This is a genomic window from Streptomyces sp. NPDC048278 (assembly GCF_040652195.1).
Taxonomy (GTDB): Bacteria; Actinomycetota; Actinomycetes; order Streptomycetales; family Streptomycetaceae; genus Streptomyces.
On record NZ_JBEZLP010000002.1, the window covers coordinates 288,318 to 313,799 of the forward strand.

Genomic DNA, 25,482 nt, shown 5'->3' on the forward strand with positions numbered 1-25,482 from the left:
GGCGGGGCCAGGCTCTGGCAGCGGGGGTCACGCGAGAGGGGTCGTATCGCTCATCCGGGGGAAGCAAGGGGGGTAACAGGCAGGGGGTGGCAGGGGAACCCGAGGGGGAGGGGTACGGGCAGTCATGGGTGAGGTCTTCGCGGGCCGGTACGAACTGGCCGACCCGATCGGTCATGGCGGAGTGGGCGCCGTCTGGCGTGCCTGGGACCACCGGCGCAAGCGCTACGTGGCGGCCAAGGTGCTCCAGCAGAGCGACGCCCACGCGCTCCTGCGCTTCGTGCGGGAGCAGGCGCTGCGCATCGACCATCCCCATGTGCTGGCTCCGGCCAGCTGGGCCGCCGACGACGACAAGGTCCTGTTCACGATGGACCTGGTCGCCGGCGGCTCGCTGGTCCACCTCGTCGGGGACTACGGTCCCCTGCCCCCGCTGTTCGTCTGCACCCTCCTCGACCAGCTCCTCGCCGGCCTCGCCGCGGTGCACGCCGAGGGCGTGGTCCACCGGGACATCAAGCCCGCCAACATCCTGCTGGAAGCGACCGGCACCGCCCGTCCCCGGCTGCGCCTGTCCGACTTCGGCATCGCCATGCGGTTCGGCGAGGCCCGGCTGACCGAGACCAACCTCGTGGTCGGTACGCCGGGTTACATCGCCCCCGAACAACTTCTGGGCGCCGAGCCCGACTTCACGGCCGACCTGTTCGCCGTCGGCCTGGTCGCCCTGTACCTCCTGGAGGGCGCCAAGCCCGACGCCAAGGCGCTCGTCCAGCACTTCGCCGAACACGGCACCCCAGGAGCGCCCAAGGGCATCCCGGACCCGCTCTGGCAGGTCGTCGCCAGTCTTCTCCAGCCGGACCCACGTGCCCGGTTCCGCACGGCCACGGGAGCCCGCAGGGCCCTCGCCGAGGCCCGCGAGCTCCTCCCGGAGACGGACGCCGACAACGAGTCGATCGAGATCTTCGACCAACTGGGCCCGCTGCCCACGGGGTTCGGGCCGACAGGTCCGCTGCGGGTGGCTTCGGGGGTCGACACGGCGCACGGGGCGCACGGGACTTCGACGGGGTCTGACGCGCAGGGGACATGGACGGGTTCAGGAACGGGTCCAGGGACGGGTCCAGGAACGAGTTCTGGGACAGGTCAAGGGACGGGGACCGCTCGGGGAGCGGTGGCACCGGGTCCGGACACGACGACTGTGACGGGGGCGCGGGCGGCAGGTGCCGCCCCGGGCCGGCAGACCGCAGCGGAATGGGCCGCTCAGGAATCGCCCGCCGCGGCGGGCACGGCGGCAGGTACGGGTACGGGCTCGGGTATGGGCTCGGCACCCGGGTCGGGCACGGGCCCGGATGCGAGACCGGCCGCGCCGGCCGGAGCGGGGCAGGGCCCGGCGTCGGGTGCGGGCCCGGCCACCGCGGCACCCGAGGCCGCAGACGGGACGGGGACGGGGGCCCCGGCGGGAGCGACGGGCGTCGACAGGTCGGCCCCCGGCTCCATGTCCGACACCGGCAGTTTCCGGCTTCCCCCGCCCGGGTCACCGGTCACCCCGACCTCCACCGCCGGACGGCCCGGCCCGGCCGCGCCCTACCCGTCGTACGCCCAGCCACAGGCCGCCCCGGTCGCGCAGCCCCACACGCCCTGGCCGCCCGCGCAGCCGCTCCCCCCGGTCCAGCCGCCGCACACGGACACCCCCACCCCCACCGCCACGTACACCGCGCGGGACGCGCAGACCGCGACGCCGTCGGTCCGTACCCACGGCCGGCGTCGGCGGCGGGCGCCCCGGCCCGGTCCGCCCGCCAGAGCGGCCGTGCCCATCCTTCTCCTCGCGCTGGCCTGTTACGCCGTCGGTTTCTGGGCGCTGACCCGGCTCTGAGCGCGCCGTGCGGTCAGGGTCCACACGCCGAGGACGAGCAGCAGGGCGGTGCCCGTGCCGATGCCGCCCGCCGCGAGCGCCCGCATCGCCGTGTCGTCGTCGCCTCCCGCGGTCAACAGGCCCCCTCGGTCCCAGGACACGCCGAAGATCCCTTTCGGGACGGATGAACCGGCGTACCCGGGACCGGAGTTCGGGGTGCCGTCGACACGGACCCGGAGGGTGACGCCGTACGGCCCCTGCCCGAAGGTGTCCGCGGTCTGCCCGGTGAGGTGGACGACGAGGTAGTAGGCGCCGGCGAAGCGGACGGCGTTCTCCGTGCCGGAGGCCGCGTACCGGTTGGCGTAGGCGACGGGCGGCAGGGGGTCGAGGGAGGACGACTTCTGGGTGCCGTCGTAGCCGAGGGAGACGTCGTCGACGGGGCCGCGGACGGGGTTGTAGAGGGAGAGGTTGAGCGCGGCGCTGACATAGCCATGGGCGTCGCCGCCGGAGCTGCCGAGGTCGACGGTGGCGTGGAGTTGCTGGCCCCAGTCGACCGGGACGGCGTAGTAGAGGGTCTGGCCGGGCGTGATGCCGGTCTGCCAGACGCCCTGTTCCAGGGTGCGGGCCGCGCTGAAGCCGGCGCCCCCGGTGCGGTGGCGGGGGTCCGAGGTGAGCGGCTCGGGTGACGCGGAGTTCCAGGCCTCGGGGGCGGTGGTGGCGCCTGCCTTGGCCAGGGCCGGTTCGGTGACGGGGGCGATCTCCAGGTCCCAGCTGCCCGGGGTGGTCGTCCGTGAGCCGGACACGATCCGCTCGACGACCACGTAGAAGGTGCCGGCGCCCTGGCACAGCGCCCTGCCCGCGTCCCGCCGCCCCACCGCGGTGACCGGCCGGGGGCTGAGCCCGGCGCCGAAGCGGGCGCTGTCGTAGTCGCAGGCGGTGCCGTTGGCGTCCTCGATCGAGACCTCGATGCCGTCGCTGGCCGAGACCGTGGCGGCGGCGGGCGGAACGGCGGTGACGGGGACGTAGGCCGTGGTGCCGGCGGTGAGTTCGAGGCGGAAGTACCGCTCGCCCTTGTCGGGGAGGGTGCTGCGGTAGGTCGTGCCGGGATCCAGCGGTACGGCGTCCGTGGTGCTCGCCGCTCCGGTGACGGTACGGGCGTCAGGGGCGAAGGCGTAACCGCCGACACCGTCCGCCGAGGAGGCCGCGGCGGCCTCGGCGGCGGCCGAGGCACCGGAGGCCGGCAGCAGTGCCGTCAGCACGAGGACGGCCGGCACGCAGATGCCCCGCCATGCCGCCGTACGCCACCGCCGTGTCACGCGCGCCCCCAGTCGTCGTCCGCCGACCACCGCCGCCGACATCACGGCCCGGCCGGGCCCCATACTGCCCCGCCCGCCTCCGCGCCACCCGACGATCCGCACGACCGTCCGAAACGCCCCTCCTGAAACGTCCTTCTCGGAAGGCCCCCCGCGAAACCCCCGCATCGCGCCGCGCGGCCGTCCCGGAAACGCAAAACCCCGACCGCGTCGGCGGCCGGGGTCTCAGTGTCGTCTGTTGTCGGTACTCACGAACCCGTGGGCACGGAGTCAGTCGCCTCCGTCCACAGATCCTGCTCGGCGCGATCCGCCTGGATCTGGCGGTACACGAGGAGCCCGCCGATGGCGGCCAGTGCGACCAGGAGAAGCTTCTTCACCGCGCGACCTCGTCTCTTCCTTGACGTAGGGGACCTCTGGCGCCCGACTATACACACCGACCGATATCGATCGGTGACCTGGCATCCGACCCCCAACTCCGGCCTGCCGCAAGGCGTTGGACGCGGTCGGACCGCTCCGATCGGAGGGTGATCACACCCCCACGGACGGTTACTTTGCTCCCCCTCGACTGCGTTCATGACCCTTTCTTGGGATTTTTCCCACGCCATGCGCCCATCCGTGCGGTGTTCATCAGAACATCGACGCGCCACAGGCCGACGTCCCCCACTTCGCGACCCCCATACACATCATGAGGAAAGTACGCAAATCGCCCAACCCGAAAGTGAGGGGCCATGGCCCGGAACTCCAAGGTCATGAAGCTGTGGACCGCCATCGTCACCGCCTTCCTCGCGCTGTGCACGGCGCTCGGATTCGTCTCCGCCACCACCGCCGCCGCGGTACCGCAGACCGAGACCCCGCGCAACAGCACGGGCGAGGAGCACGGCACGGACCGGGTGACGATCCCGGCACAGACCCACTGGCTCTGGTCCCAGGCAAGGTCCCTCCCGCCCACGATGAAGCAGCGGATCCGGGCCGAGGCCCACGGCAAGACCCCCAGCTGCCGCCAGCGCCCCCTGGACACCACCGAGTCGGAAACCCCGGCCGAACCCCCCGCGGCACCGCTGGACTGCTGAGCCACCCCGGCTGAAGACGGATCGGACGCAACGGCGCAGGGCGACTTGCGTACGTACCAGCGCCTACTGCGACACAGACCCGCGACCGGCATCGATCCGGCCGCGGGCCTCCGCACGTCCACGGACGGGATCTCCCGACTCCTTCCCGGCTCCCTCACTACCTTCCCGGCTCCCTCACGACCCTCCCGGCTCGCTCTCCCGACCTCCCGGCTCTCTCGACTCCTCAACTCCTCTTCAGGAGTCGTACGCTGATCACGTGCCCAAGGCCTACGAGGAGATCGCCGACGATCTCCGCCGCTCCATCCGGCAGGGCGAGCCCAAGCCCGGTGCCCGGCTCCCCTCGGAGTCAGAGCTGGCCCGCCGCTACGGCCGCAGCGTGCCGACGGTCCAGAACGCACTGCGGCTGCTGAGCGCCGAGGGCCTGATCGACAAGCGGCACGGCAGCGGCACCTTCGTGCGCCGCCCCCGCACCCGCGCGATCCGCGACAACGGACGGCACCAGTGGGAGAAGGACCGCGCCCGGATGCCGGAGGCCACCCGGGCCGAGACCGGCGCGACCGAGCGCGACACCGGCCTGGTCATCGACGACCTGGTGTTCTTCGCCCGCTACCGCGAGCTGATCGCGCCCAGCGACCTCGCCGACGCGTTCGGGGTGCCCGAGGGCACCGTGCTCCTGGAGCGCACCTACCGGACCCGGCACGCCGCCGAGTCCGCCCCCTTCAGCCTGGTCACCTCCTACCTCGTCCGCGACCTGATCGCGGCCAACCCTGACCTGCTGGACGAGGCCAACGAACCCTGGCCGGGCGGCACCCAGAACCAGCTGCACACCGTCGGCATCGAGGTCGACCGCGTCGAGGAGCGCTTCACCGCCCGGCCGCCGACGCCGGAGGAGGCCCGGGAGCTGGACCTGCCGGCCGGCACCTCGGTGATCCTGCTGCGCAAGACGTCGTACGACGTCCGCGACCGCATCGTCGACATCACCGCCGTCACGCTCCCCGGCGACCGTACCGAGCTGCTTTTCACCACACACCTGGAGAGGTGGTGAGCGCTGCCGTGACCCGGCGCGTCACCGTCGTCACCGCGGTCCACGCGCCGTCGGCCCGCTTCCTGCCCGAGGCGTACCGGTCGCTGTGCGAGCAGCGCCTGCCGGACGGGTGGGAGTGGGAATGGCTGGTCCAGGAGGACGGACACGGCGAGGAGGTCCGCACCCACGTCCCCGACGACCCGCGCGTGTCGTTCCGGCAGGGCCGCGCCGGTGGCCCCGGGGTCGCCCGCACCATGGCGCTGGCCCGGGCGCAGGGGTCGTACGTCAGGGTCCTCGACGCCGACGACCAGCTGCCGCCCGGCGCGCTGGGCCGTGACCTGGCCGCGCTGGAGACCCGTCCCGACCTCGGCTGGGCCACCTCACGGGCCCTGGACCTGCTGCCGGACGGCTCCACGGCCGGTTTCCCCGGCGACCCGGAGGAGGGCCCGATCGAGCGCGGGACGGTGCTCGGCCACTGGTCGGCGAACGACTTCCGCGCCCAGGTGCACCCGGCTACCCTCTGCGTCCGCCGCGAGCTGCTGCTGGCCCTCGGCGGCTGGATGGCGCTGCCCGCCTCCGAGGACACCGGGCTGCTGCTCGCCCTGGACGCCGTCAGCCGGGGCTGGTTCTCGGCGGAGGTCGGGCTGCTCTACCGCAAGTGGGAGGGCCAGGTCACCGGCCGCCCCGCACACACCGACCCGGTGGAGCGGGAGGCCCGCATGACGGTCGTGGCGGCCAGGGCGCGAGCCCTGGCCGGACTCGGCTGGCGGTACGGCTGACGTCCACGCCTGCGGTACGGCTGGCGCCCACGCCTGCGGTACGGCTGGCGCCCACGCCGTTGCTACGGCTGACGTCCACGGGAGCGTGCCGCGGCGCCGCTCACAGGGTCGCCGCGTCCACCCGCGAGAACACCAGGTCGCTCTCCTCGGTCACCGGACGGTCCCAGCGGACCGGGACCACCGGTTCGCCGTACAGCGCGCGGGGGTAGCTGTCGGCCGCGTAGCTGTTGGCGAGCCGGTAGACGTGGTACCCGGCGTCGGTCATGGTGCGCAGCAGCTCGTCGGCGGAGTCGCCCAGCTGCGCCATCCGGTCGGGGGTGACCTCGACGGTGATCTCGGCGTCCGGGCGGAGCTTCTCCAGCAGCGGGGCGAGCCCGCGCACCACCGCGCCCTCGGCGCCCTCCACGTCGATCTTGACGACCCGCGCGGTCTCGATCTCCTCCGGCCTGAGCAGTTCCGGCAGCGGTACGGCCTCGATGTCGAAGCTGGACTCGGCCGGGCCGTCCCACGGGACGATGCTGTTGGCGCCCATGTTGCGGGAGCTGGCGAGCACGAAGGTCAGGGTGCGGTGGGCGTCGGAGACGGCGGCGTTGACCGCGCGGATGTTCCGGCAGCCGTTGAGCGCGCTCTGCTGTTCCAGGCGGCGGTGGAAGGCGGGGGAGGCCTCGACGGCCACCACCCGGCCCTGCTCCCCGACCAGCCGGGAGGCGAGGACGCTGAAGACGCCGATGTTGGCGCCGACGTCGACGAAGCAGTCCCCCGGTGCCAGCCGGCCGCGCAGCCAGCGGGTCATGTGCGGCTCCCACACCCCGAAGAGGTAGAGGTAGCGCTGGATGAGGTCCTGGGTGTCGACCGCGAACCGCTCACCGGAGAGCGTCTCGACGACGCGCCGGCGGGGGTGGTCGCGGAGGTACGGGTTGAGCGCGCGGGCCGCGCGGGTCTTGCCCCAGGGGCCCGGGAAGTCGCGGACGTAGCCGCGGCCGAGGGTGGCCAGGAGTTCGGTGAGTTCCGTGCCGGTGCTGCGCATCCGCTAGTCAGTGACCTTCTTGCCGTCGATCCGGATCGCCTGCGACGGGCAGCGTTCGGCGATGTCCCGGATCAGTTCGTCGTCGTCCCCGGGCTCCCCGGGCTCTCCGGGCTCCCCGGGCTCTCCGGGCCCCTCGCGTCCGGGCAGGACGAAACCGTACCCGTCCGCGAAACCGAACACGGAGGGTGCCCGGAAGGCGCACTCGCCCGACCCGTAACAGACGTCGGCATCGACGGAGACCTTCATGGAAGGTCCCCTGCCCAGCAGGGGACCCGCTGAACCGGACGCGCCGAACCGGCTCCGTGACCTAGGTGAAGGGCAGCTCCAGCATCCGGATCGCGTTGCCGCGCAGCAGCTTGTAGGCGACCTCGGGGTCCAGTCCGCCCACGTGCTCCTGGGCCACCCGCTTGGTCTCCGGCCAGGTCGAGTCGACGTGCGGGTAGTCCGTCTCGAACGTCGCGTTGTCCACGCCGATCGTCTCGATCGCCTCGATGCCGTGCCGGTCCCGGAAGAAGCAGCAGAAGATCTGCCGGTAGTAGTACGTCGAGGGCGGCTCCGGGATCAGGTCCTTCACCCCGCCCCAGGCGCGGTGCTCCTCCCAGACGTCGTCGGCGCGCTCCAGGGCGTACGGGATCCAGCCCATCTGGCCCTCGCTGTACGCGAGTTTCAGCCGGGGGAACTTCACCAGGACCCCGGAGAAGAGGAAGTCCATCATCGAGGCCATGGCGTTGTTGAAGCTGAGCGAGGCCTGGACGGCGGGCGGCGCGTCGGGCGAGGCGGCCGGCATCTGCGAGCTGCTGCCGATGTGCATGTTGACGACCGTGCCGGTCTCCTCGCAGGCCGCGAAGAACGGGTCCCAGTAGCCGGAGTGGATGGACGGCAGGCCCAGGTAGGTGGGGATCTCGCTGAAGGTGACCGCCCGGACGCCGCGCTCGGCGTTGCGCCGGATCTCGGCGACGGCCAGGTCGATGTCCCACAGCGGGATCAGGCACAGCGGGATCAGCCGGCCGCCGCTGTCCCCGCACCACTCCTCGACCATCCAGTCGTTGTAGGCGCGGACACAGGCCAGCGCGACCTCCTTGTCGTCGGCCTCGGCGAAGGTCTGCCCGCAGAAGCGGGGGAAGGTGGGGAAGCAGAGGGAGGCCTCGACATGGTTCATGTCCATGTCCTTGAGGCGTTCCTTCGGGTCCCAGCAGCCGGGCCGCATCTGCTCCCGGGTGATGCCGTCGAGCGTCATCTCGTCCCGGGAGAACCCGACGGCCGCGATGATCCGCTTGTACGGGAAGAGCAGGCCCTCGTACTCCCACCAGTCGGTGGTCTGGCCCGCGGGGTCCGTGGTGAAGCGGTACTTGCCGCCGACGTAGGCGAGTTCGCCGATGCCGGCCGTGAAGGGCTTGGGCCCCTTGTCGCGGTACTTGCCCGGCAGCCACCGCTCGAAGAGGTGGGCGGGCTCGATCACGTGGTCGTCCACGCTGATCACCCTGGGCAGATCCTGGGTGCCGGTCGCGTTCTCTGCCATGCCTACCCCCTGCTGCCTGCGGAGTTCCGAAATTATCTGACGGTCCATCAGATCAGCCGTCGGCATTCAGGCTAGGCCCAGGAGCCCGCACCAGCAAGGCCCACCGCACCCCGCGCCCCGCCTGACACCTGGAGCCTGCCGCCTGCCGCCTGACACCGTCGCCCCTCACTCCTCACCCCTCACCCCCCGCCCGGAGTTCGTCCCGCCCTCCCTCTTGCGACGCGCGCCGCCTTCCGCTGAACTGACGAACCGTCAGACAAATGCCACGGGGACGCCGGGGAGGGCGCGGGATGCGATCAGCCTTGCTGAACGGTGCCGAATGGTTCGCGGTGCTCCGCATCGGGCTCGGTCTGTGGTGGCTGGAGAGCTGGCGGCACAAGGACAAGAAGCAGTGGTTCGGCGGCGGAGGCATCCGGTGGGCGGCCGGTGTCGCGGAGAAACACCGCTGGTCGGTGGTCCGGCGGGGCTTCGACACCGTCGTCGCGCCGCGCCCCCGCCTGATGGCCTACGTCGTGGCCTACGCGGAGCTCTCCCTGGGCCTCGGACTGGTCGCCGGCTTCCTCACCCCGATCGCGCTGGCAGCCGGGTTCCTGCTCAACCTGATCTACCTGGTCCTCATGATCCACGACTGGGCGGAACAGGGGCAGAACCTGATGATGGCCCTGATCTCCGTCGTCGGCCTGTTCGCCATGAGCTGGCAGAGCTGGTCGCTGGACTCGGCACTGGGCCTCTTCGGCTAGCGGGGACGACGCTCACGCCCGAAGGGGCGCGGGGAACTGCGCGACCAGCCCCTACGTACCCGCAGTGACGCTCCGCCCCAGCACGGTATCCCTCGGCGAGGAGGCACAGATGACGACCGACCCCCCGAACTCCCCCTCCGGTCCTCCCTTGATGTCCCCCTCCGGCTCCCCTTCGGCGGAAACCCTGAGACAGCTGCACGCGGCCCGCGCCCGCAGCGCGTACGAGCGGGCGGTGGCCGCCTGCCGCCACGCGGGGATCGACCCCGACGCGGCCCAGACCGTCCCGACCGGTCCGGTGGGCCGGGCCGCGAACGCGCTGCGGCTGTCCGCCCAGTCGCTCACCGCGCTGGCCGCTACCGCACCCGACCCGGCGGCGGACGCCCGCTGCGCCCGCAACGCCGCCGCCACCGCGGCGCTGGCCGCGCAGGTGGCCGCCGCCCTGGACGACCGCGCCGAGACGGCTACGGCCCTGCGCGCGGCCCTCACCGCCTCCCAGGCCGCGGCGACGGCGGCCGGCGGTACGGCGGCGGGACAGGACGCGGCGCTGACCGCGAAGGCCGACGCCATGGAGGAACACGCGGTCGAGGCGGCACGTACGGCCGGCTGGATGTGATCCCGTGCCGTTCGGCACCGGTCCCTCCCCACGTGGGGACCGGTGCCGAACGGCGCGGGAGTGGGAGGGCCGCCGCTTGGGCCGGAGGCCGGCCCGGCGGGCGGGAGCAGCTCGCGTCGTACGGCCACTCCGGCGAAGGGCCGCCGGTCGAAGGTGACCGAGAACGTGCGGTGCCGTGAGCTGTCCCTGCGCATGCTGAGCTGGTCGGCCGGTCGGGGCGCCCCCGATCACCGCGTTGCTGCGGTGAAATCCTGCCAGTCGAGGGGCCCGAATGAGGAGGGCAGGACGTCCGGTCCAGGGCTTCGCCGCAGGTCAGCCGTATAAAGTGGGTTTTCCGGTCCGGATGGCCAGCAGCGGCGGAAGTAAGGGGTGGAGAGCCTTGGGTCCCGACGCAGGGGCACGGACAGCCTTCGCGGAACGCCTCGCGTTGCTGTACAAGGAGGCCGGCAATCCTCCGCTCAAGCGCGTCGCCGAGGCGGTGGACCGACTGCATCGCGTCGACGAGCGGGGCCGGCCCGTCCGGGTCTCCGCGCAGCGGATCAGCGACTGGCGGCGGGCGAAGAACGTGCCCGCCCAGTTCGTCGCCCTCTCCGCCGTCCTTCAGGTCCTGATCCCTCAGGCCCGTCGCGCCCAGCCGGCGCCGGTGTCCGCCGGGCTCTACGACATGGTCCAGTGGCAGAAGCTGTGGGAGCGGGCCGTGGCCGATCCGGTCGGCGACCTGCCCGCACCGGAGACCGAGGAGACGGAGCAGCCGCCGCCGGTCGACAGCGTCTGCCCGTACCGGGGCCTGGCCTCCTACCGCCGCGAGGACGCCCGCTGGTTCTTCGGACGGGAACGCAGTACCGACGCACTGGTCGCCCAGCTCCGTTCCGCGGAGACGGAGGGCGGTCTGGTGATGCTGGTCGGCGCCTCGGGCGCGGGGAAGTCCTCGCTGCTGAACGCCGGCCTCGTCACCGCGCTCCAGAGCGGCGCCCTGGCCGACGACGCGGACCGCGACCGCCCGCGCCGCATACTTCAGCTCGTCCCGGGTCCGGACCCCGTGAAGGAGCTGACCCGCCGGATACCCGAGCTGGCCGAGCCGACGGACCTTGCCGATCCCGACGCCGTACGAAGGGCGGTCACGGCTTGGGCCCGCCAGGCAGCAGCGACCGAGCGCACAGCGACCGAGCCCGCGGCGACCGGGGACACGACGGCCGGGCAGACGGCGGCCGGATCGACCGTCGATGTTTCACGTGAAACACGACCGCCCTCGCGATCCCATCCAGCCGACCCAGGCCTGCCGGCCCGTCCGATCATGATCGTCGACCAGTTCGAGGAGACCTTCACCCTCTGCGCCGACGAGGCGGACCGGCGTTCCTTCGTCCAGCTCCTGCACGCGGCCAGCACCCCCTCCGCCCCCGGAGAACCGGCCCCCGCACTGGTCGTCCTGGGTATCCGTGCCGACTTCTACGAGCAGTGCCTCGGCTACCCGGAGCTGGCCGACGCGCTCCAGCACCGGCACATGGTGCTCGGCCCGCTGACCACCGCCGAACTGCGCGAGGCCGTGACCGCGCCCGCCAAGGCCGTGGGCCTGGAGCTGGAGCCCGGTCTCGCCGAACTGATCGTCCGCGAGGTGAGCGCGGACGGCCCGCGCGGCGCCCATGACGCCGGCGTCCTCCCCCTCCTCTCCCACGCCCTGCTCGCCACCTGGCAGCGCCGCAAGGCGGGCCGGCTGACGCTGGCCGGTTACCGGGCCGCCGGCGGCATCCAGGGCGCCGTCGCGGCGACCGCGGAACGCGCCTGGTCGAGCCTGGACCCGGCCGCCCGCACCGCGGCCCGGCTGCTCCTGCTCAGGCTGGTACGGCTCGGCGAGGACACCCAGGCGACCCGCAGACGCGGCACCCGGCGCCAGCTGGCCGCGGAGTCCACCGACCCCAGCAAGACGGAGGAGTCACTGGAGGCCCTGGTCCGGGCCCGGCTGGTGACCCTCGACGCGGACACCGTGGAGATCACCCACGAGGCGCTGCTGCATGCCTGGCCCCGGCTGCGTGAGTGGCTCGACGAGGACCGCAACGGCAATCTGCTGCGCCAGCGCCTGGAGGAGGACGGCCGGTCCTGGGAGGAGTCGTCCCAGGACTCCGCGCTCCTCTACCGAGGATCCCGCCTGGAACAGGCCCACACCTGGGCGAAGTCGGCCGGCGACACCTTCCTGACCCGCAGCGCGGTGGAGTTCCTGGCGGCCTCGGTACGGCTGCGCCGGCGTACGGTCTGGCTCAGCCGGGCCGCCGTGTCGGCGCTGGTGGTGCTCGCGCTGCTGGCGGCCGGTTCCGCCGTGATCGCCCGGCAGCAGCGGGACGACGCGGTCTTCGAGCAGGTGGTGGCGGAGGCCGACCGTTTCCAGTACTCCGACCCGTCGCTCTCCGCCCAGCTCGACCTGGTGGCCCACAACCTGCGCCGGGACGACGAGGGCGCCAGCAACCGCCTGATCTCCATCGTCAACGCCCCGCTGGCCACCCCGCTGCTCGGTCACACCGGCGCCGTCTACCTCACCACCTTCAGTCCCGACGGCAAGGTCCTGGCCACCGCCGCCTACGACCGCACGGTCCGGCTGTGGGACGTGAGCGACCCGACCCGGCCGAAGGCCCTGGGCAAGCCCCTGCTCGGTCACACGAGCTGGGTCTCCAGCGCGGTCTTCAGCCCGGACGGCAAGACCCTCGCCAGCGCAGGCGACGACGGCACGGTCCGCCTGTGGGACGTCTCCGACCCGAGGCACCCGACGTCCCTGGGCTCCCCGCTGGCCGGCCACGACGGCACCGTCTACCTGGTCGCCTTCAGCCCGGACGGCAAGACGCTGGCCGCGGCCGACGAGGACCACACCGTCCGCCTGTGGGACGTGCACGACCCGCGCCGGCCCGCCGCGCTGGGCGCCCTCACCGGCCACACCGAGGCCGTGCGCTCCATCGCGTTCAGCCCCGACGGCCGCACCCTCGCGGCCGGCAGCGACGACAACTCGATCCTCCTGTACGACGTGTCCGACCCCCGCCGCCCCGAGCGCGTCGGCGCTCCGCTCACGGGACACACCGGGACCGTGCACTCGGTGGCCTTCAGCCCGGACGGCCGCACCCTCGCGAGCGGCAGCAAGGACGACACCGTACGGCTGTGGGACGTCGGCGACCGGGCGCACGCCAAGGCTCTCGGCGCGCCGCTCACCGGCCACACCGGGCCCGTCTGGTCGGTGGCCTTCAGCCCCGACGGTTCCATGCTCGCCGTGGGCAGCGCGGACTCCACGGCCAGCCTGTGGAACGTCGGCAACCCGGCCTTCCCCTCCCAGGTGGGCGAGCCGCTCGCGGGCAGCAGCGGCGAGATGTACGCCGTCGGCTGGAGCCCCGACGGGCACACCCTCGCCACCGGCAGCGGTGACGGCAAGGTGCGGCTGTGGTCGATCCCGGGCTCGGACATGATCGGCGCGGCGGGAGCGTTCAGCCCCGACGGCAAGGTCCTGGCCACCGGCGGCGGCGACAGCCGGATGCGGCTGTGGAACATCACGGATCCGGACCGGCCCACCGCGCTCGGCACGCCGTTCACGACCGGGTCGCGGGACCTGCGGTCGATGGTGTTCACCCGGGACGGCCGCACCCTGATCATCCTGACCAGTGAGAACAACCTCAGCTGGGTACAGCTGTGGAACGTCTCGGACCCCGCGCGTCCCGTCCAGTACGGTGCGCCGGTCCGGCTGGACACCCGGTACGCCGGTGCGGAGGCGCTGGCGCTGAGCCCGGACGGGCGGACCGTGGCCGCCGACTACGACGACCGCACGGTCCAGCTCGTGGACATCAGCGACCCGGCCCGTCCCAAGCGCCTCGGGGAGCCCCTCAGGGGCCACACCGGGTACGTCAACGCGCTCGTCTTCAGCCCGGACGGCAGGACCCTGGCCAGCGGCAGCGCGGACGGCACCGTCCGCCTCTGGAACGTCTCCGACCGGACCCGTGCCACGCTCCTCGGCGAGCCCTTGAAGGGCCACCTGGGGCCCATCAACACCCTCGCCTACAGCCCCGACGGCCGCACCCTGGCCAGCGGCAGCGACGACGACACGGTCCGCCTCTGGAACGTCTCCGACCCGGCCCACGCGACCCGTCTCGGCCCGGTCCTCACCGGCCACACCGAGGCGGTGGTCTCCCTGACCTTCAGCCGGGACGGCCGCACCCTGGCCAGCGGCGGCAACGACAACACGGTCCGCCTGTGGAACGTGTCGTCCCCGTCCGCGGCCCACCCCATCGGCCAGTCCATGAGCCCCAACGCCAAGACGGGCAACTTCCTCTCCTTCAGCCCGCGGAGCAACATGCTGGGCGTCTCCAGCGGCGCCGACACCGTCCGGCTGTGGAGCCTCGACGTCGACCGGGCGGTCAGCCGCATCTGCGCGGTCACCCGCAACGTCCTGACGCCCGCCAAGTGGCGCGAGTACCTCCCCCGCCTCGCCTACGACCCGCCCTGCGACACCTGATCCGCTCCCAACCCTGACCACCTTTGAGTGATCCCGATCACAACTGCTCACGACGGCCGAGAAGTTGACTCCCACCGCACAGGCCACCTTGTTAGGCTGGCCACAACCCGGTCGCTGGTGCATCCCCCGTCGCCAGCGACCGGGCTTTTCCATGCCCGCCCCCGCTACATCCCCGGGACGCCAAAGACCCCCGATCCATCCGGATCGGGGGTCTCAGTACTGGTGGGGCTAACAGGATTTGAACCTGTGGCCTCATCCTTATCAGGGATGCGCTCTAACCAACTGAGCTATAGCCCCGCCGCGCTCTGCGGTGTATGTCCCGCGCGCTGACTCCTGAAGATTAGCGCACGACCGGGGCAGTCCCAAAATCGGTTGTCGGGGGACCGACAGCCGAGGTTTGAAGTCCGGTTACTCGTCCTCGGCCAAGGTCAGCTCGATGCCGCCGACGAAGCCCGCGGAGAGGTTGTAGATGAAGGCTCCGAGGGTCGCCAGCGCCGTCGCGAGGACGACGTCGATGACCGCGATGATCGCCGTGAACGTCAGGACGTGCGGGAGGGAGAGGAAGGCCTGGAGGTCGAAGCCGTTCGACTCGTTGGAACCGGTCGCCTCCGAGATCGTGCCGCCGACCGTGGAGAACACGCCCATCGCGTCCAGGACCATCCACAGCACCGCCGCCGCCACGATCGAGCAGATGCCCAGCGCGATGGAGAGCAGGAAGCTGACCTTCATCACCGACCAGGGGTCGGCCTTGGCGACCCGCAGCCGGGCCTTGCGGGTGCGGGGCGCGGTCCGCGCCCCTGCGGCGCCCGTACGCGGCCGTCGTACGGCCGCTGCGGGCGCCTGTGCGGCCTGCTGGGCCGCCGGGTAGGCCTGCGGCGGGTGGTAGGGCCCGGCGGGCTGCTCGGCACGCCGTTCCCCGGGCAGCGGGGAAGCCCCCTGCTGCGGCTGCGCGGGCGCCGGCCGGTCGCCCGGCGCGGCCGGCCCTCGGGTGTCGGTCACAGTTCCCCCCTGCGATCCCGGTGCGTCCGGCGCGGGCGCCTTCGCGGGCGCCTTGATCGCCTTCAGCTGGGTCGTGTGCGTGTCCGCCTGCTGCGGCGCACCGCCCCCGTCGGACGCGGCGGAGCCACGGCCGCCGCCGTCCGCATCCGTACCCGTCGAGGTACCGGCCGATCCGGCGCCCGTGGCTCCGCTCACGATGACTCACTCCTCGTGCCTACTCGGCCGAGGGCGCCTCACCCTCGTCCGTGCCGCTGGTCGCGACACCCTCGGCGGTCTCGTCCACGGCGTCCTCGCCGTCGACTTCCTCCGCCTCGCTGCCGGCCTCGGCGTTACGTGCGATGCCGACGACGGCATCGCGCTTGCCCAGGTTGATCAGTTGGACGCCCATGGTGTCACGGCCCGTCTCCCTGACCCCGCTGACTCGCGTGCGAATCACACCGCCGGACAGGGTGATGGCGAGGATCTCGTCGTTCTCCTCGACGATCAGCGCGCCGACCAGTGAACCGCGGTCCTCCACGATCTTGGCGGCCTTGATGCCGAGGCCGCCGCGACCCTGGACGCGGTACTCGTCGACACGGGTCCGCTTCGCGTACCCCCCGTCGGTGGCAGTGAACACGAACGTACCGGGTCGAACAACATTCATCGACAGAAGTTCATCCCCCTCACGGAAACTCATGCCCTTGACACCGGAGGTGGCCCGGCCCATGGGTCGCAGAGTGTCGTCGGAGGCGGTGAACCTGATCGACTGCGCCTTCTTGCTGATCAGAAGCAGATCGTCGTCCGCCGAAACCAGCTCGGCACCGATCAGTTCGTCGTCGGAACCTTCCTCGCTCTCCCGCAGGTTGATCGCGATGACACCACCGGAGCGAGGCGAATCGTAATCCTTCAGAGGCGTCTTCTTGACCAGACCGGCCTTGGTGGCGAGCACCAGGTAGTCCGCCGCGTCGTAGTCGCGGATCGCGAGGATCTCGGCGATCGCCTCGTCCGGCTGGAAGGCCAGCAGGTTCGCCACGTGCTGACCACGGGCGTCCCGGCCGGCGTCCGGCAGCTCGTAGGCCTTCGCCCGGTACACCCGGCCCTTGTTCGTGAAGAACAGCAGCCAGTGGTGCGTGGTCGAGACGAAGAAGTGGTCGACGATGTCGTCTTCCTTCAGCTTCGTGCCGCGCACGCCCTTGCCGCCGCGCTTCTGCGCCCGGTAGTCGTCCGTCTTGGTCCGCTTCACATAGCCACCGCGCGAGACGGTGACCACGATGTCCTCCTCGGCGATCAGGTCCTCGATGGACATGTCACCGTCGTAGGGCACCAGCATGGTCTTGCGGTCGTCGCCGTACTTCTCGACGATCGCGGCCAGCTCCTCGCTGACGATGCCGCGCTGGCGGACCGGCGAGGCCAGGATCGCGTTGTACTCGGTGATCTTCGCCTGGAGCTCGTCGTGCTCCTGGATGATCTTCTGGCGCTCCAGGGCGGCCAGCCGGCGCAGCTGCATCTCGAGGATCGCGTTGGCCTGGATCTCGTCGATCTCCAGGAGCTGCATCAGGCCCGTGCGCGCGATCTCGACCGTGTCACTGGCCCGGATGAGCGCGATGACCTCGTCGATCGCGTCCAGCGCCTTGAGCAGACCGCGCAGGATGTGCGCCCGCTCCTCGGCCTTGCGCAGCCGGAACTTCGTCCGGCGGACGATGACCTCGATCTGGTGCGTCACCCAGTGCCGGATGAACGCGTCCAGGGAGAGGGTGCGCGGCACGCCGTCGACCAGGGCCAGCATGTTGGCGCCGAAGTTCGACTGGAGGTCGGTGTGCTTGTACAGGTTGTTCAGGACGACCTTGGCGACCGCGTCCCGCTTCAGCACGATGACGAGGCGCTGGCCGGTGCGCGAGGAGGTCTCGTCGCGGACGTCGGCGATACCGCCGACCTTGCCGTCCTTCACCAGGTCGGCGATCTTCTGCGCGAGGTTGTCGGGGTTGGTCTGGTACGGCAGCTCCGTGACCACCAGGCACTGGCGGTTCTGGATCTCCTCGACCTCGACGACCGCGCGCATGGTGATCGAGCCGCGGCCCGTGCGGTAGGCCTCCTCGATGCCCTTGCGGCCGACGACGAGGGCGCCGGTCGGGAAGTCCGGGCCCTTGATCCGCTCGATCAGCGCGTCCAGGAGCTCCTCGTGCGAGGCCTCCGGGTTCTCCAGGCACCACTGGGCGCCGGCCGCGACCTCGCGCAGGTTGTGCGGCGGGATGTTGGTCGCCATGCCGACCGCGATACCGGCGGAGCCGTTGATCAGCAGGTTCGGGAAGCGGGCCGGCAGGACGGTCGGCTCCTGGGAGCGGCCGTCGTAGTTGTCCGTGAAGTCGACGGTCTCCTCGTCGATGTCGCGGACCATCTCCATCGACAGCGGCGCCATCTTGCACTCGGTGTACCGCATGGCGGCTGCCGGGTCGTTGCCCGGGGAACCGAAGTTGCCGTTGGAGTCGACGAGCGGCATGCGCATCGACCACGGCTGGGCGAGGCGGACCAGGGCGTCGTAGATGGAGGAGTCGCCGTGCGGGTGGTAGTTGCCCATGACGTCGCCGACGACACGGGCGCACTTGTAGAAGCCGCGCTCGGGGCGGTAGCCGCCGTCGTACATCGCGTACAGGACGCGGCGGTGGACGGGCTTGAGACCGTCCCGGACGTCCGGCAGCGCACGGGACACGATGACGGACATCGCGTAGTCGAGGTACGAGCGCTGCATCTCCGTCTCGAGCCCGACGGGCTCGATGCGCATCACGACGTCGCCGCCCTCTTCAGGGGTGACGGGAGTGTTCTCGTCGGCCATTGCTGGTGAAGATCCTTCCTGGTGCGGTCAGCTGAGACCGACTCAGATGTCGAGGAAGCGGACGTCCTTGGCGTTGCGCTGGATGAACTGGCGGCGGGCCTCGACGTCCTCGCCCATCAGGACCGAGAACAGGTCGTCGGCCTGGGCGGCGTCGTCGAGGGTGACCTGGCCGAGGACCCGGTGGTCGACGTCCATGGTGGTCACGCGCAGCTCCTCGGCGTTCATCTCGCCGAGACCCTTGAAGCGCTGGATCGAGTCCTCCTTGACCCGCTTGCCGCGCTGCCGGCCCAGCTCCAGGAGGGCGTCGCGCTCGCGGTCGGAGTAGGCGTACTCGACCTCGTCCCGGCCCCACTTGATCTTGTAGAGCGGGGGACGGGACAGGTACACGTGCCCCTGCTCCACCAGGTCGCGCATGAAGCGGAACAGGAAGGTCAGCAGCAGGGTGTTGATGTGCTGGCCGTCGACGTCGGCGTCCGCCATCAGGATGATCTTGTGATAGCGGAGCTTCTCGATGTCGAAGTCCTCGTGCACACCGGTGCCGAAGGCCGAGATCAGCGCCTGGATCTCCTGGTTCTGCAGGATCTTGTCGATCCGCGCCTTCTCGACGTTGAGGATCTTGCCCCGGATCGGGAGGATCGCCTGGTACTGCGGGTTGCGGCCGGACTTGGCCGAGCCGCCGGCGGAGTCACCCTCGACGATGAAGATCTCGCACTTGGTGGGGTCGTTCGACTGGCAGTCGGAGAGCTTGCCCGGCAGGGACGCCGACTCCAGCAGGCCCTTGCGGCGGGTGAGGTCGCGGGCCTTGCGGGCCGCCACGCGCGCGGTGGCCGCCTGGATGCCCTTGCGGATGATGTCCGCGGCCTCCACCGGGTTGCGGTCCAGCCAGTCGTTCAGGTGCTCGTAGACCGCCTTCTGCACGAAGGTCTTGGCCTCCGTGTTGCCCAGCTTGGTCTTCGTCTGGCCCTCGAACTGCGGCTCGCTCAGCTTGACCGAGATGATCGCGGTCAGACCCTCGCGGATGTCGTCGCCGGTGAGGTTGTCGTCCTTCTCGCGGAGCAGCTTCTTGTCGCGCGCGTACTTGTTGATCAGCGAGGTGAGCGCCGCGCGGAAGCCCTCCTCGTGGGTGCCGCCCTCGTGCGTGTGGATGATGTTGGCGAACGAGTAGACGCCCTCGCTGTAGCCGCTGTTCCACTGCATGGCGACCTCGAGGGACAGGCTCTTGTCCTTGTCCTCGGCCTCCAGGTCGATGACGGTGGGGTGCACCACGTCTCCCTTGCGGGAGTTGAGGTACTTCACGAAGTCGACGATGCCGCCCTCGTAGTGGTACGTGACCGTCTTGACCTCGGCCTTCTCGTCCGCGCCCGCCTCGTCGGCGCCGGCGACGGCCTTCGCCGACTCGCGCTCGTCGGTGAGCCGGATCGTCAGGCCCTTGTTGAGGAACGCCATCTCCTGGAAACGCCGCGACAGCGTCTCGAAGGAGTACTCGGTGGTCTCGAAGATGTCCGGGTCGGCCCAGAACGTGACCGAGGTGCCGGTCTCACCGGTCTCCTCGTGCTTGGCCAGCGGAGCCGTGGGAACGCCCAGCTTGTAGTCCTGCGTCCAGCGGTGGCCGTCGGTCCTGATCTCGACGGACACCCTGCTCGACAGCGCGTTCACGACGGACACACCCACACCGTGCAGACCACCGGAGACGGCGTAGCCGCCGCCGCCGAACTTGCCGCCCGCGTGCAGCACGGTCAGCACGACCTCGACGGCCGGCTTGCCCTCGGACGCCACGATGCCGACGGGGATGCCACGGCCGTTGTCGACGACACGCACGCCGCCGTCGGCCAGGACCGTCACGTCGATGGTGTCCGCGTAGCCGGCCAGAGCCTCGTCGACGGAGTTGTCCACGACCTCGTACACGAGGTGGTGCAGGCCGCGCTCACCGGTCGAGCCGATGTACATACCGGGTCGCTTGCGGACCGCGTCCAGCCCTTCGAGCACGGTGATGGCGCTGGCGTCGTACGAGGCGGAGGCCGGGCCGGAACCAGCGGCCTCACCGTGCGCGCCGGCGTCGGTGGACGGGATGTTCTCGTTGGGGTTGCCGGAATCGGCCACGAAGCGCCCTTTCTGGCACAGCACGAGCCGGGCTCGTCGGCGGGTTGCCGGAGCGGCTGCGGCATGTTGCGTTGGTAAGCCTTGATCAGCGTTGCTCAGCTTTTCCCGGACGGTCCCCACGTTCGGGGCGGGATTGTCTTCCAGTCTACCGGTAGCGCCGACAGTGATGGGGGTTTGCCGGTACCTGAGTCCGCATGTGCCGCCCTGAACCCGCCTGTGCCGACTCCCGATATGCGGATGGGGGCTCCAAGAGGCTCACGGAGGCACTCAGCGCTTCCGGCTGTCAACCCTTGGCTACTCCGGCGTCAGGTCGCGATTCGCATCCGCGTGCGGTCGTACGACGATCAGCCGGGCGGGCCGTGGAACGGCCCCGCACCCGGCTGCGATCGTGACGTAAGTCACCCGTAGGTGTCCCCGGGGCCCGTGCTCCCAGGGGCCCGCAGCGGGCCGTAGCGCCGGGCAGGACCGCCGGGATTGAGCACCTTGATCAGGCGTACGGTGCCGTGCCCCAGGTCCTCGTTCAGGCGGGCGACGAGCGCGGGCGCGAGGTGGCGCAGCTGGGTCGCCCAGGCGGTGGAGTCGCACTGGACGACCAGCACCCGCTCGTCCTCGTCGTACCGCTGCGGCACACAGTGCTTGGCCAGATCGTCGCCGACGATCTCCGGCCAGCGGCCCATCACCCCGCCGACCGCGGCCGGCGTCTCCCAGCCGCGCTCGGTGATCAGCCGGTTGATGGCGGACCCGAGCGCCATGGGGTCGCGGCCGTCGGCGCGCGCGCCGGAGCGCAGGCCACCGCGGCGCGCCTGCTTCTTCTGCTGCGCCGCGTCGCCTCGCGCGCGTGCCGCCTCCTTCGCCGCCCGCAGCGCCACGCGCGCGAGGTCGACACCGGAGGGTTCGTCCTTGGGCGCGGGTCCGTCGGTGCTCATGCCCGTTCCACCGTCCCGTCGGCGACCGCGTACCGCACACCGGCGAGGACGTGCGGTACGTCGTCGTCCACGGCGGCGGTGACCAGCACCTGCTCGCCGGGCGCCACCAGCTCCGCCAGCCGCTCCCGGCGCCGGGCGTCGAGCTCGGCGAACACGTCGTCGAGCACCAGCACCGGCTCGTTCCCCTCGGCCCGCAGCAGGTCGTACGACGCCAGGCGCAGCGCCAGCGCGTACGACCAGGACTCGCCGTGCGAGGCGTACCCCTTGGCGGGCAGCTGCCCCAGCTTGAGCACCAGGTCGTCACGGTGCGGGCCGACCAGGGTCACGCCCCGCTCGATCTCCTGCTTGCGGGCGTCCGCCAGGGCCGCCATCAGCTGGGGGTACAGGTCCTCGCGCGTGTGCGCCTCGCCGGGCGCCGACGGCTTGTACTCCAGCGCGACGGGACCGCCCCCCGGCGCCAGCTGCTCGTACGCCTTGTCGGCCAGCGGCTGGATCGCGGCGACGAGGTCGAGCCGCTGGGCGAGCAGCTCGGCGCCGGCCCGCGCCAGGTGCTGGTCCCACACGTCGAGCGTGGACAGGTCCATGGACCGCCCGCCGTGCCGCCGGGCGAGGGCGGCGGTTTTCAACAGGGTGTTCCGCTGCTTGAGGACACGCTCGTAGTCCGACCGGACACCGGCCATCCGCGGCGAGCGCGCGGTGATCAGCTCGTCCAGGAAACGGCGCCGCTCACCGGGATCGCCCTTCACCAGCGCGAGGTCCTCGGGCGCGAACAGCACGGTCCGTACGATCCCCAGCACGTCACGCGGTCTGACCTGCGAGGACCTGTTGATGCGGGCCCGGTTGGCCTTGCCCGGGTTCAGCTCCAGCTCGACCAGCTGCTGCCGCTCGCCCTGCCGGACCTGCGCCCGGATGATCGCCCGGTCGGCGCCCATGCGGACCAGGGGGGCGTCGGAGGCGACCCGGTGGCTGCCGAGGGTGGCCAGATAGCCGACGGCCTCGACGAGGTTGGTCTTGCCCTGGCCGTTGGGGCCGACGAACGCGGTCACGCCCGGGTCGAGCGGGACCTCGACCCGGGCGTAGGAGCGGAAGTCGGCCAGCGACAGATGCGTGACGTGCATGGTGTTCCGCCGACCTCCCCGTGACCTGCTGTTTCGTCTCTGCTGGGTGCTGCTTCTGTGCTGTTTCCCGGTACTACTTCGCGGCTACGGCGTGGCCGCCGAACTGGTTGCGCAGCGCGGCGATCATCTTCATCTGCGGCGAGTCGTCCTGCCGGGAGGCGAACCGCGCGAACAGCGAGGCGGTGATCGCGGGCAGCGGCACCGCGTTGTCTATGGCGGCCTCCACAGTCCAGCGGCCCTCGCCGGAGTCCTGTGCAAAACCCTTCAGCCGGTCCAGGTGCTCGTCCTCGTCGAGGGCGTTCACCGCGAGGTCGAGCAGCCAGGAACGGATGACCGTCCCTTCCTGCCAGGAGCGGAAGACCTCGCGCACGTCCGTGACGGAGTCGACCTTCTCCAGGAGCTCCCAGCCCTCGGCGTAGGCCTGCATCATCGCGTACTCGATGCCGTTGTGGACCATCTTCGCGAAGTGGCCCGCGCCGACCTTGCCGGCGTGCACCGAGCCGAAGTCGCCCTCGGGCCTGAGCGCGTCGAAGACCGGCCGCACCTGCTCGACGTGCTCGGCTGCGCCGCCGTACATCAGCGCGTAGCCGTTCTCCAGGCCCCAGACGCCGCCGGAGACCCCGCAGTCGACGAAGCCGATGCCCTTGGCGGCCAGCTCCTCGGCGTGCCGCTCGTCGTCCGTCCAGCGGGAGTTGCCGCCGTCGACGACCACGTCACCGGGCTCCAGGAGCTCGGCCAGCTCGTCGATCGTGGACTGGGTCGGCGCCCCGGCCGGGACCATCACCCACACCACGCGCGGCCCGCTGAGCTTGCCCACAAGCTCTTCCAGGCTGTGGACATCGGCGAGGTCCGGGTTGCGGTCGTATCCGACGACGGTGTGGCCCGCGCGGCGGATCCGCTCGCGCATGTTGCCGCCCATCTTGCCGAGGCCGACGAGACCGAGCTCCATCAGTTGGTTCCTTAGGTTGCGGTGTGGCAGGAGAGGCACGTGCGTGCCTGCGTCCGAGCCTAATCCCGGCCCTTTGCGCACAGTTGTGGGCATAGCCGCTCACCTGGGGAAACCCACCGGACGCCGGTGCCGGATACCCACAGGGGACACCCGGCACCGTGCACAGCTGTGGACAACTCGGCCGCTGGTCAGCCGCTGAGCCGCACCGGCATGATCAGGTACTTGTACGCGTCGTCCGACTCCGCGTCGAGCGCGGGCCTGCCGCTGAGCAGCGCCGGCTTCGTGGACGTCGTGAACGACAGCTGGGCCACCGGCGAGTCGATCGCGCTCAGGCCGTCGAGCAGGAAGGTCGGGTTGAAGGCGATGGAGACGTCGTCGCCCTCCAGCTGCGCGTCGACCCGCTCCACAGCCTGTGCGTCGTCGCTGGAACCGGCCTCCAGGATCAGCACGCCCTGCTCGAAGCTGAGCCGCACCGGGGTGTTCCGCTCGGCGACCAGGGCGACGCGCTTGACGGCCTCCACGAAGGGGGCGGTCTCGATCACGGCCACGGAGTTGAACTCGGTCGGGAACAGCGACCGGTACTTCGGCAGGTCGCCCTCGAGCAGCCGCGTGGTCGTGCGGCGGCCGGCGCCCTCGAAACCGATGAGCCCCTCGCCCGCGCCCGAGCCGGAGAGCGCCAGGATGACGCTGTCGCCGCTCGTGAGGGCCTTGGCGGTGTCCAGGAGCGTCTTGGCGGGCACCAGGGCGACCGCGGAGGCCTCCGGGTTCTCCGGCTTCCACAGGAACTCGCGGACCGCGAAGCGGTAGCGGTCGGTGGAGGCCAGGGTGACCGTGTCGCCCTCGATCTCGATGCGCACACCGGTGAGCACCGGCAGCGTGTCGTCACGCCCGGCGGCGATGGCCACCTGGGAGACCGCGGAGGCGAAGACCTCGCCGGGGACCGTGCCCGTCGCGTTCGGCATCTGCGGCAGGGACGGGTACTCCTCCACCGGCAGGGTGTGCAGCGTGAACCGGGACGATCCACAGACCACCGTCGCCCGTACACCGTCTGTGGAAATCTCCACCGGCCGGTTGGGGAGCGCACGGCAGATGTCGGCGAGCAGCCGCCCGGAGACCAGGACCGTGCCCTCCTCCTCGACCTCGGTCTCGACGCTGACCCGCGCGGAGACCTCGTAGTCGAAGCTGGACAGGCTCAGCTGCCCGTCCTCGGCCTTCAGGAGCAGGCCGGCGAGGACCGGCGCCGGCGGACGGGCCGGGAGGCTGCGTGCCGCCCAGGCCACTGCCTCCGCGAGTACGTCGCGTTCCACCCGGATCTTCACCGTAAGCCCGCCTCCTGCTGTTGCCGGGGCTTCTCGCCCTGCTGCGTCTTCTTCGTCGTCTGTCTCGGTGTCGTCGGCCCCTGGGAGGGGAAGAACACCGGGGACCAGTCTGACGCACCGCACTGACAGCTGGTGCCTCTCGGGGTCAAGTCGTGACGAGGCGCGGTCAGGAGCCGAAGAGCGAGTTGTACACAGGGCCCTCTTCGAAACGGATTCCCAGCTCTCTCTAGTTGTCAGTAGTAGTAGGGGCTGTGGATACCGTGGATAACCTCGTTTGCCCAGCTCAGGGCGGAGATTTTGTCCACTGCCCCTGTGGGTGACACCGGTGGACAACTGGGTGTTGCTGTGGAGAACAGAAAGTTCTGCACACACCATGCACAGCCCGAGGGGAGTTCTCCCCAACACCGTCCCCAGCTTTACCCACCTTTCCCACAGCCCAACCCGGCACCTTTGTGTGACGCCTTTCACTCGACACGGTGAGCGGGCGCGTCACGTTGCCGAACAGTGGACAGCGGTGTGGAGAAGCTGGGGATCGCTGGGGACAACTACCCCTCAGCCTGTGGGCTACCGGTGGACAACTTCGTCCACAGTCTGTGGATCCCGCCTTCGTCCACAGACTGTGGAGATCCGTCATCCACGATTCCACAGCCCCTTGAGCTGCCCTGATGCCGTTTCAACCCCCAGCCTGTGGACGACGTTCGGGACAACTTCACAGTCCCCAGGGTGTGGACGCAAGAAAGTCGGCAAATCTGTGGAGGACGCCCGTAACCCGGCCGGAAATCGAACAGCGGACCTCGGTGCAGCGCCCCTGCAGGGGCGCGGGGAACTGCGCGACAAGCCCCCACCGGGCCGCAGCG

The 25,482-nt window shown here is 71.1% G+C and carries 19 protein-coding genes and 1 tRNA gene; 7 read left to right on the plus strand and 13 right to left on the minus strand.

The annotated features are described in order from the left end of the window. Positions 1–124: 124 nt before the first annotated feature. Positions 125–1,861 (plus strand): protein kinase, encoded by a 1,737-nt coding sequence (locus tag AB0D74_RS04850; RefSeq protein WP_362580606.1) that lies wholly within the window; start codon positions 125–127, stop codon positions 1,859–1,861. Here AB0D74_RS04850 and AB0D74_RS04855 read toward each other — a convergent pair. Together AB0D74_RS04855 and AB0D74_RS04860 are read right to left on the minus strand one after the other, a co-directional pair. After that, positions 1,825–3,156, minus strand: a complete 1,332-nt coding sequence (locus AB0D74_RS04855) for a hypothetical protein (RefSeq protein WP_362580608.1) — start codon at positions 3,154–3,156, stop codon at positions 1,825–1,827. The two genes, AB0D74_RS04850 and AB0D74_RS04855, sit on opposite strands and share 37 nt — an antisense overlap. A 245-nt stretch (positions 3,157–3,401) precedes the next feature. Further along, a complete protein-coding gene (locus tag AB0D74_RS04860) occupies positions 3,402–3,530 on the minus strand; it encodes a DLW-39 family protein (RefSeq protein WP_003999697.1) in 129 nt (42 codons plus the stop codon). A gap of 351 nt (positions 3,531–3,881) precedes the next feature. On the opposite strand from AB0D74_RS04860, the gene AB0D74_RS04865 reads away from it, so the two are divergent. The 3 genes from AB0D74_RS04865 (at position 3,882) to AB0D74_RS04875 (ending at position 6,026) form a co-directional block, all read left to right on the plus strand. After that, entirely contained in the window at positions 3,882–4,223 is a 342-nt protein-coding gene (locus AB0D74_RS04865) for a DUF6344 domain-containing protein (RefSeq protein ID WP_362580610.1), read from the plus strand. 256 nt (positions 4,224–4,479) lie between these two features. Further along, a complete protein-coding gene (locus AB0D74_RS04870; RefSeq protein WP_362580612.1) occupies positions 4,480–5,268 on the plus strand; it encodes a GntR family transcriptional regulator in 789 nt (262 codons plus the stop codon). Between the two features lie 8 nt (positions 5,269–5,276). Then, on the plus strand, positions 5,277–6,026 hold the full coding sequence (locus AB0D74_RS04875; protein ID WP_362581001.1) for a glycosyltransferase family 2 protein: 750 nt from the start codon (positions 5,277–5,279) through the stop codon (positions 6,024–6,026). Between the two features lie 100 nt (positions 6,027–6,126). On the opposite strand, the gene AB0D74_RS04880 is transcribed toward AB0D74_RS04875, so the two are convergent. From AB0D74_RS04880 to AB0D74_RS04890, 3 genes are all read right to left on the minus strand, one after another. After that, the gene (locus tag AB0D74_RS04880) at positions 6,127–7,053 is read right to left on the minus strand and encodes an FkbM family methyltransferase (RefSeq protein ID WP_362580614.1); all 927 of its coding nucleotides are present in this window, start codon (positions 7,051–7,053) and stop codon (positions 6,127–6,129) included. A 3-nt stretch (positions 7,054–7,056) separates the two neighbouring features. Then, complete coding sequence (locus AB0D74_RS04885) at positions 7,057–7,299, minus strand: ferredoxin (RefSeq protein WP_362580616.1); 243 nt, start codon at positions 7,297–7,299, stop codon at positions 7,057–7,059. A 61-nt stretch (positions 7,300–7,360) separates the two neighbouring features. Further along, entirely contained in the window at positions 7,361–8,572 is a 1,212-nt protein-coding gene (locus AB0D74_RS04890) for an amidohydrolase family protein (protein ID WP_362580618.1), read from the minus strand. A gap of 290 nt (positions 8,573–8,862) precedes the next feature. Between AB0D74_RS04890 and AB0D74_RS04895 the strand changes: the two genes are divergently transcribed. The 3 genes from AB0D74_RS04895 to AB0D74_RS04905 all read left to right on the plus strand — a co-directional run bounded on the left by AB0D74_RS04895 (position 8,863) and on the right by AB0D74_RS04905 (position 14,405). Next, entirely contained in the window at positions 8,863–9,312 is a 450-nt protein-coding gene (locus tag AB0D74_RS04895) for a DoxX family membrane protein (RefSeq protein WP_362580620.1), read from the plus strand. A gap of 109 nt (positions 9,313–9,421) precedes the next feature. Then, complete coding sequence (locus AB0D74_RS04900; protein ID WP_362580622.1) at positions 9,422–9,925, plus strand: hypothetical protein; 504 nt, start codon at positions 9,422–9,424, stop codon at positions 9,923–9,925. A gap of 379 nt (positions 9,926–10,304) precedes the next feature. After that, positions 10,305–14,405, plus strand: a complete 4,101-nt coding sequence (locus tag AB0D74_RS04905; RefSeq protein ID WP_362580624.1) for a hypothetical protein — start codon at positions 10,305–10,307, stop codon at positions 14,403–14,405. Between the two features lie 220 nt (positions 14,406–14,625). Here the strand turns inward: AB0D74_RS04905 and AB0D74_RS04910 are convergent. The 8 genes from AB0D74_RS04910 to dnaN form a co-directional block, all read right to left on the minus strand. Then, positions 14,626–14,702: transfer RNA gene (locus AB0D74_RS04910), tRNA-Ile, on the minus strand. A gap of 111 nt (positions 14,703–14,813) precedes the next feature. Further along, positions 14,814–15,599, minus strand: coding sequence for a DUF3566 domain-containing protein (locus AB0D74_RS04915; RefSeq protein WP_362580625.1), 786 nt, complete (start codon positions 15,597–15,599; stop codon positions 14,814–14,816). A 19-nt stretch (positions 15,600–15,618) separates the two neighbouring features. After that, positions 15,619–18,213 (minus strand): DNA gyrase subunit A, encoded by a 2,595-nt coding sequence (gene gyrA / locus AB0D74_RS04920; protein WP_362580626.1) that lies wholly within the window; start codon positions 18,211–18,213, stop codon positions 15,619–15,621. A 42-nt stretch (positions 18,214–18,255) separates the two neighbouring features. Beyond that, positions 18,256–20,337, minus strand: a complete 2,082-nt coding sequence (gene gyrB, locus AB0D74_RS04925; protein ID WP_362580628.1) for a DNA topoisomerase (ATP-hydrolyzing) subunit B — start codon at positions 20,335–20,337, stop codon at positions 18,256–18,258. 374 nt (positions 20,338–20,711) lie between these two features. Beyond that, complete coding sequence (locus AB0D74_RS04930; RefSeq protein WP_362580630.1) at positions 20,712–21,239, minus strand: DciA family protein; 528 nt, start codon at positions 21,237–21,239, stop codon at positions 20,712–20,714. Next, positions 21,236–22,357 carry a DNA replication/repair protein RecF gene (gene recF / locus AB0D74_RS04935; protein ID WP_362580632.1) on the minus strand — a complete coding sequence of 374 codons (1,122 nt, stop codon included), beginning with the start codon at positions 22,355–22,357 and terminating at the stop codon, positions 21,236–21,238. The genes AB0D74_RS04930 and recF overlap by 4 nt, the downstream gene beginning before the upstream one ends. Before the next feature lie 73 nt (positions 22,358–22,430). Then, positions 22,431–23,306, minus strand: coding sequence for a phosphogluconate dehydrogenase (NAD(+)-dependent, decarboxylating) (gene gnd / locus AB0D74_RS04940; protein ID WP_362580634.1), 876 nt, complete (start codon positions 23,304–23,306; stop codon positions 22,431–22,433). 188 nt (positions 23,307–23,494) lie between these two features. Beyond that, positions 23,495–24,625: a DNA polymerase III subunit beta gene (dnaN, locus tag AB0D74_RS04945; protein WP_362580636.1), complete on the minus strand. Its 1,131-nt coding sequence runs from the start codon at positions 24,623–24,625 to the stop codon at positions 23,495–23,497. Positions 24,626–25,482: the final 857 nt, after the last annotated feature.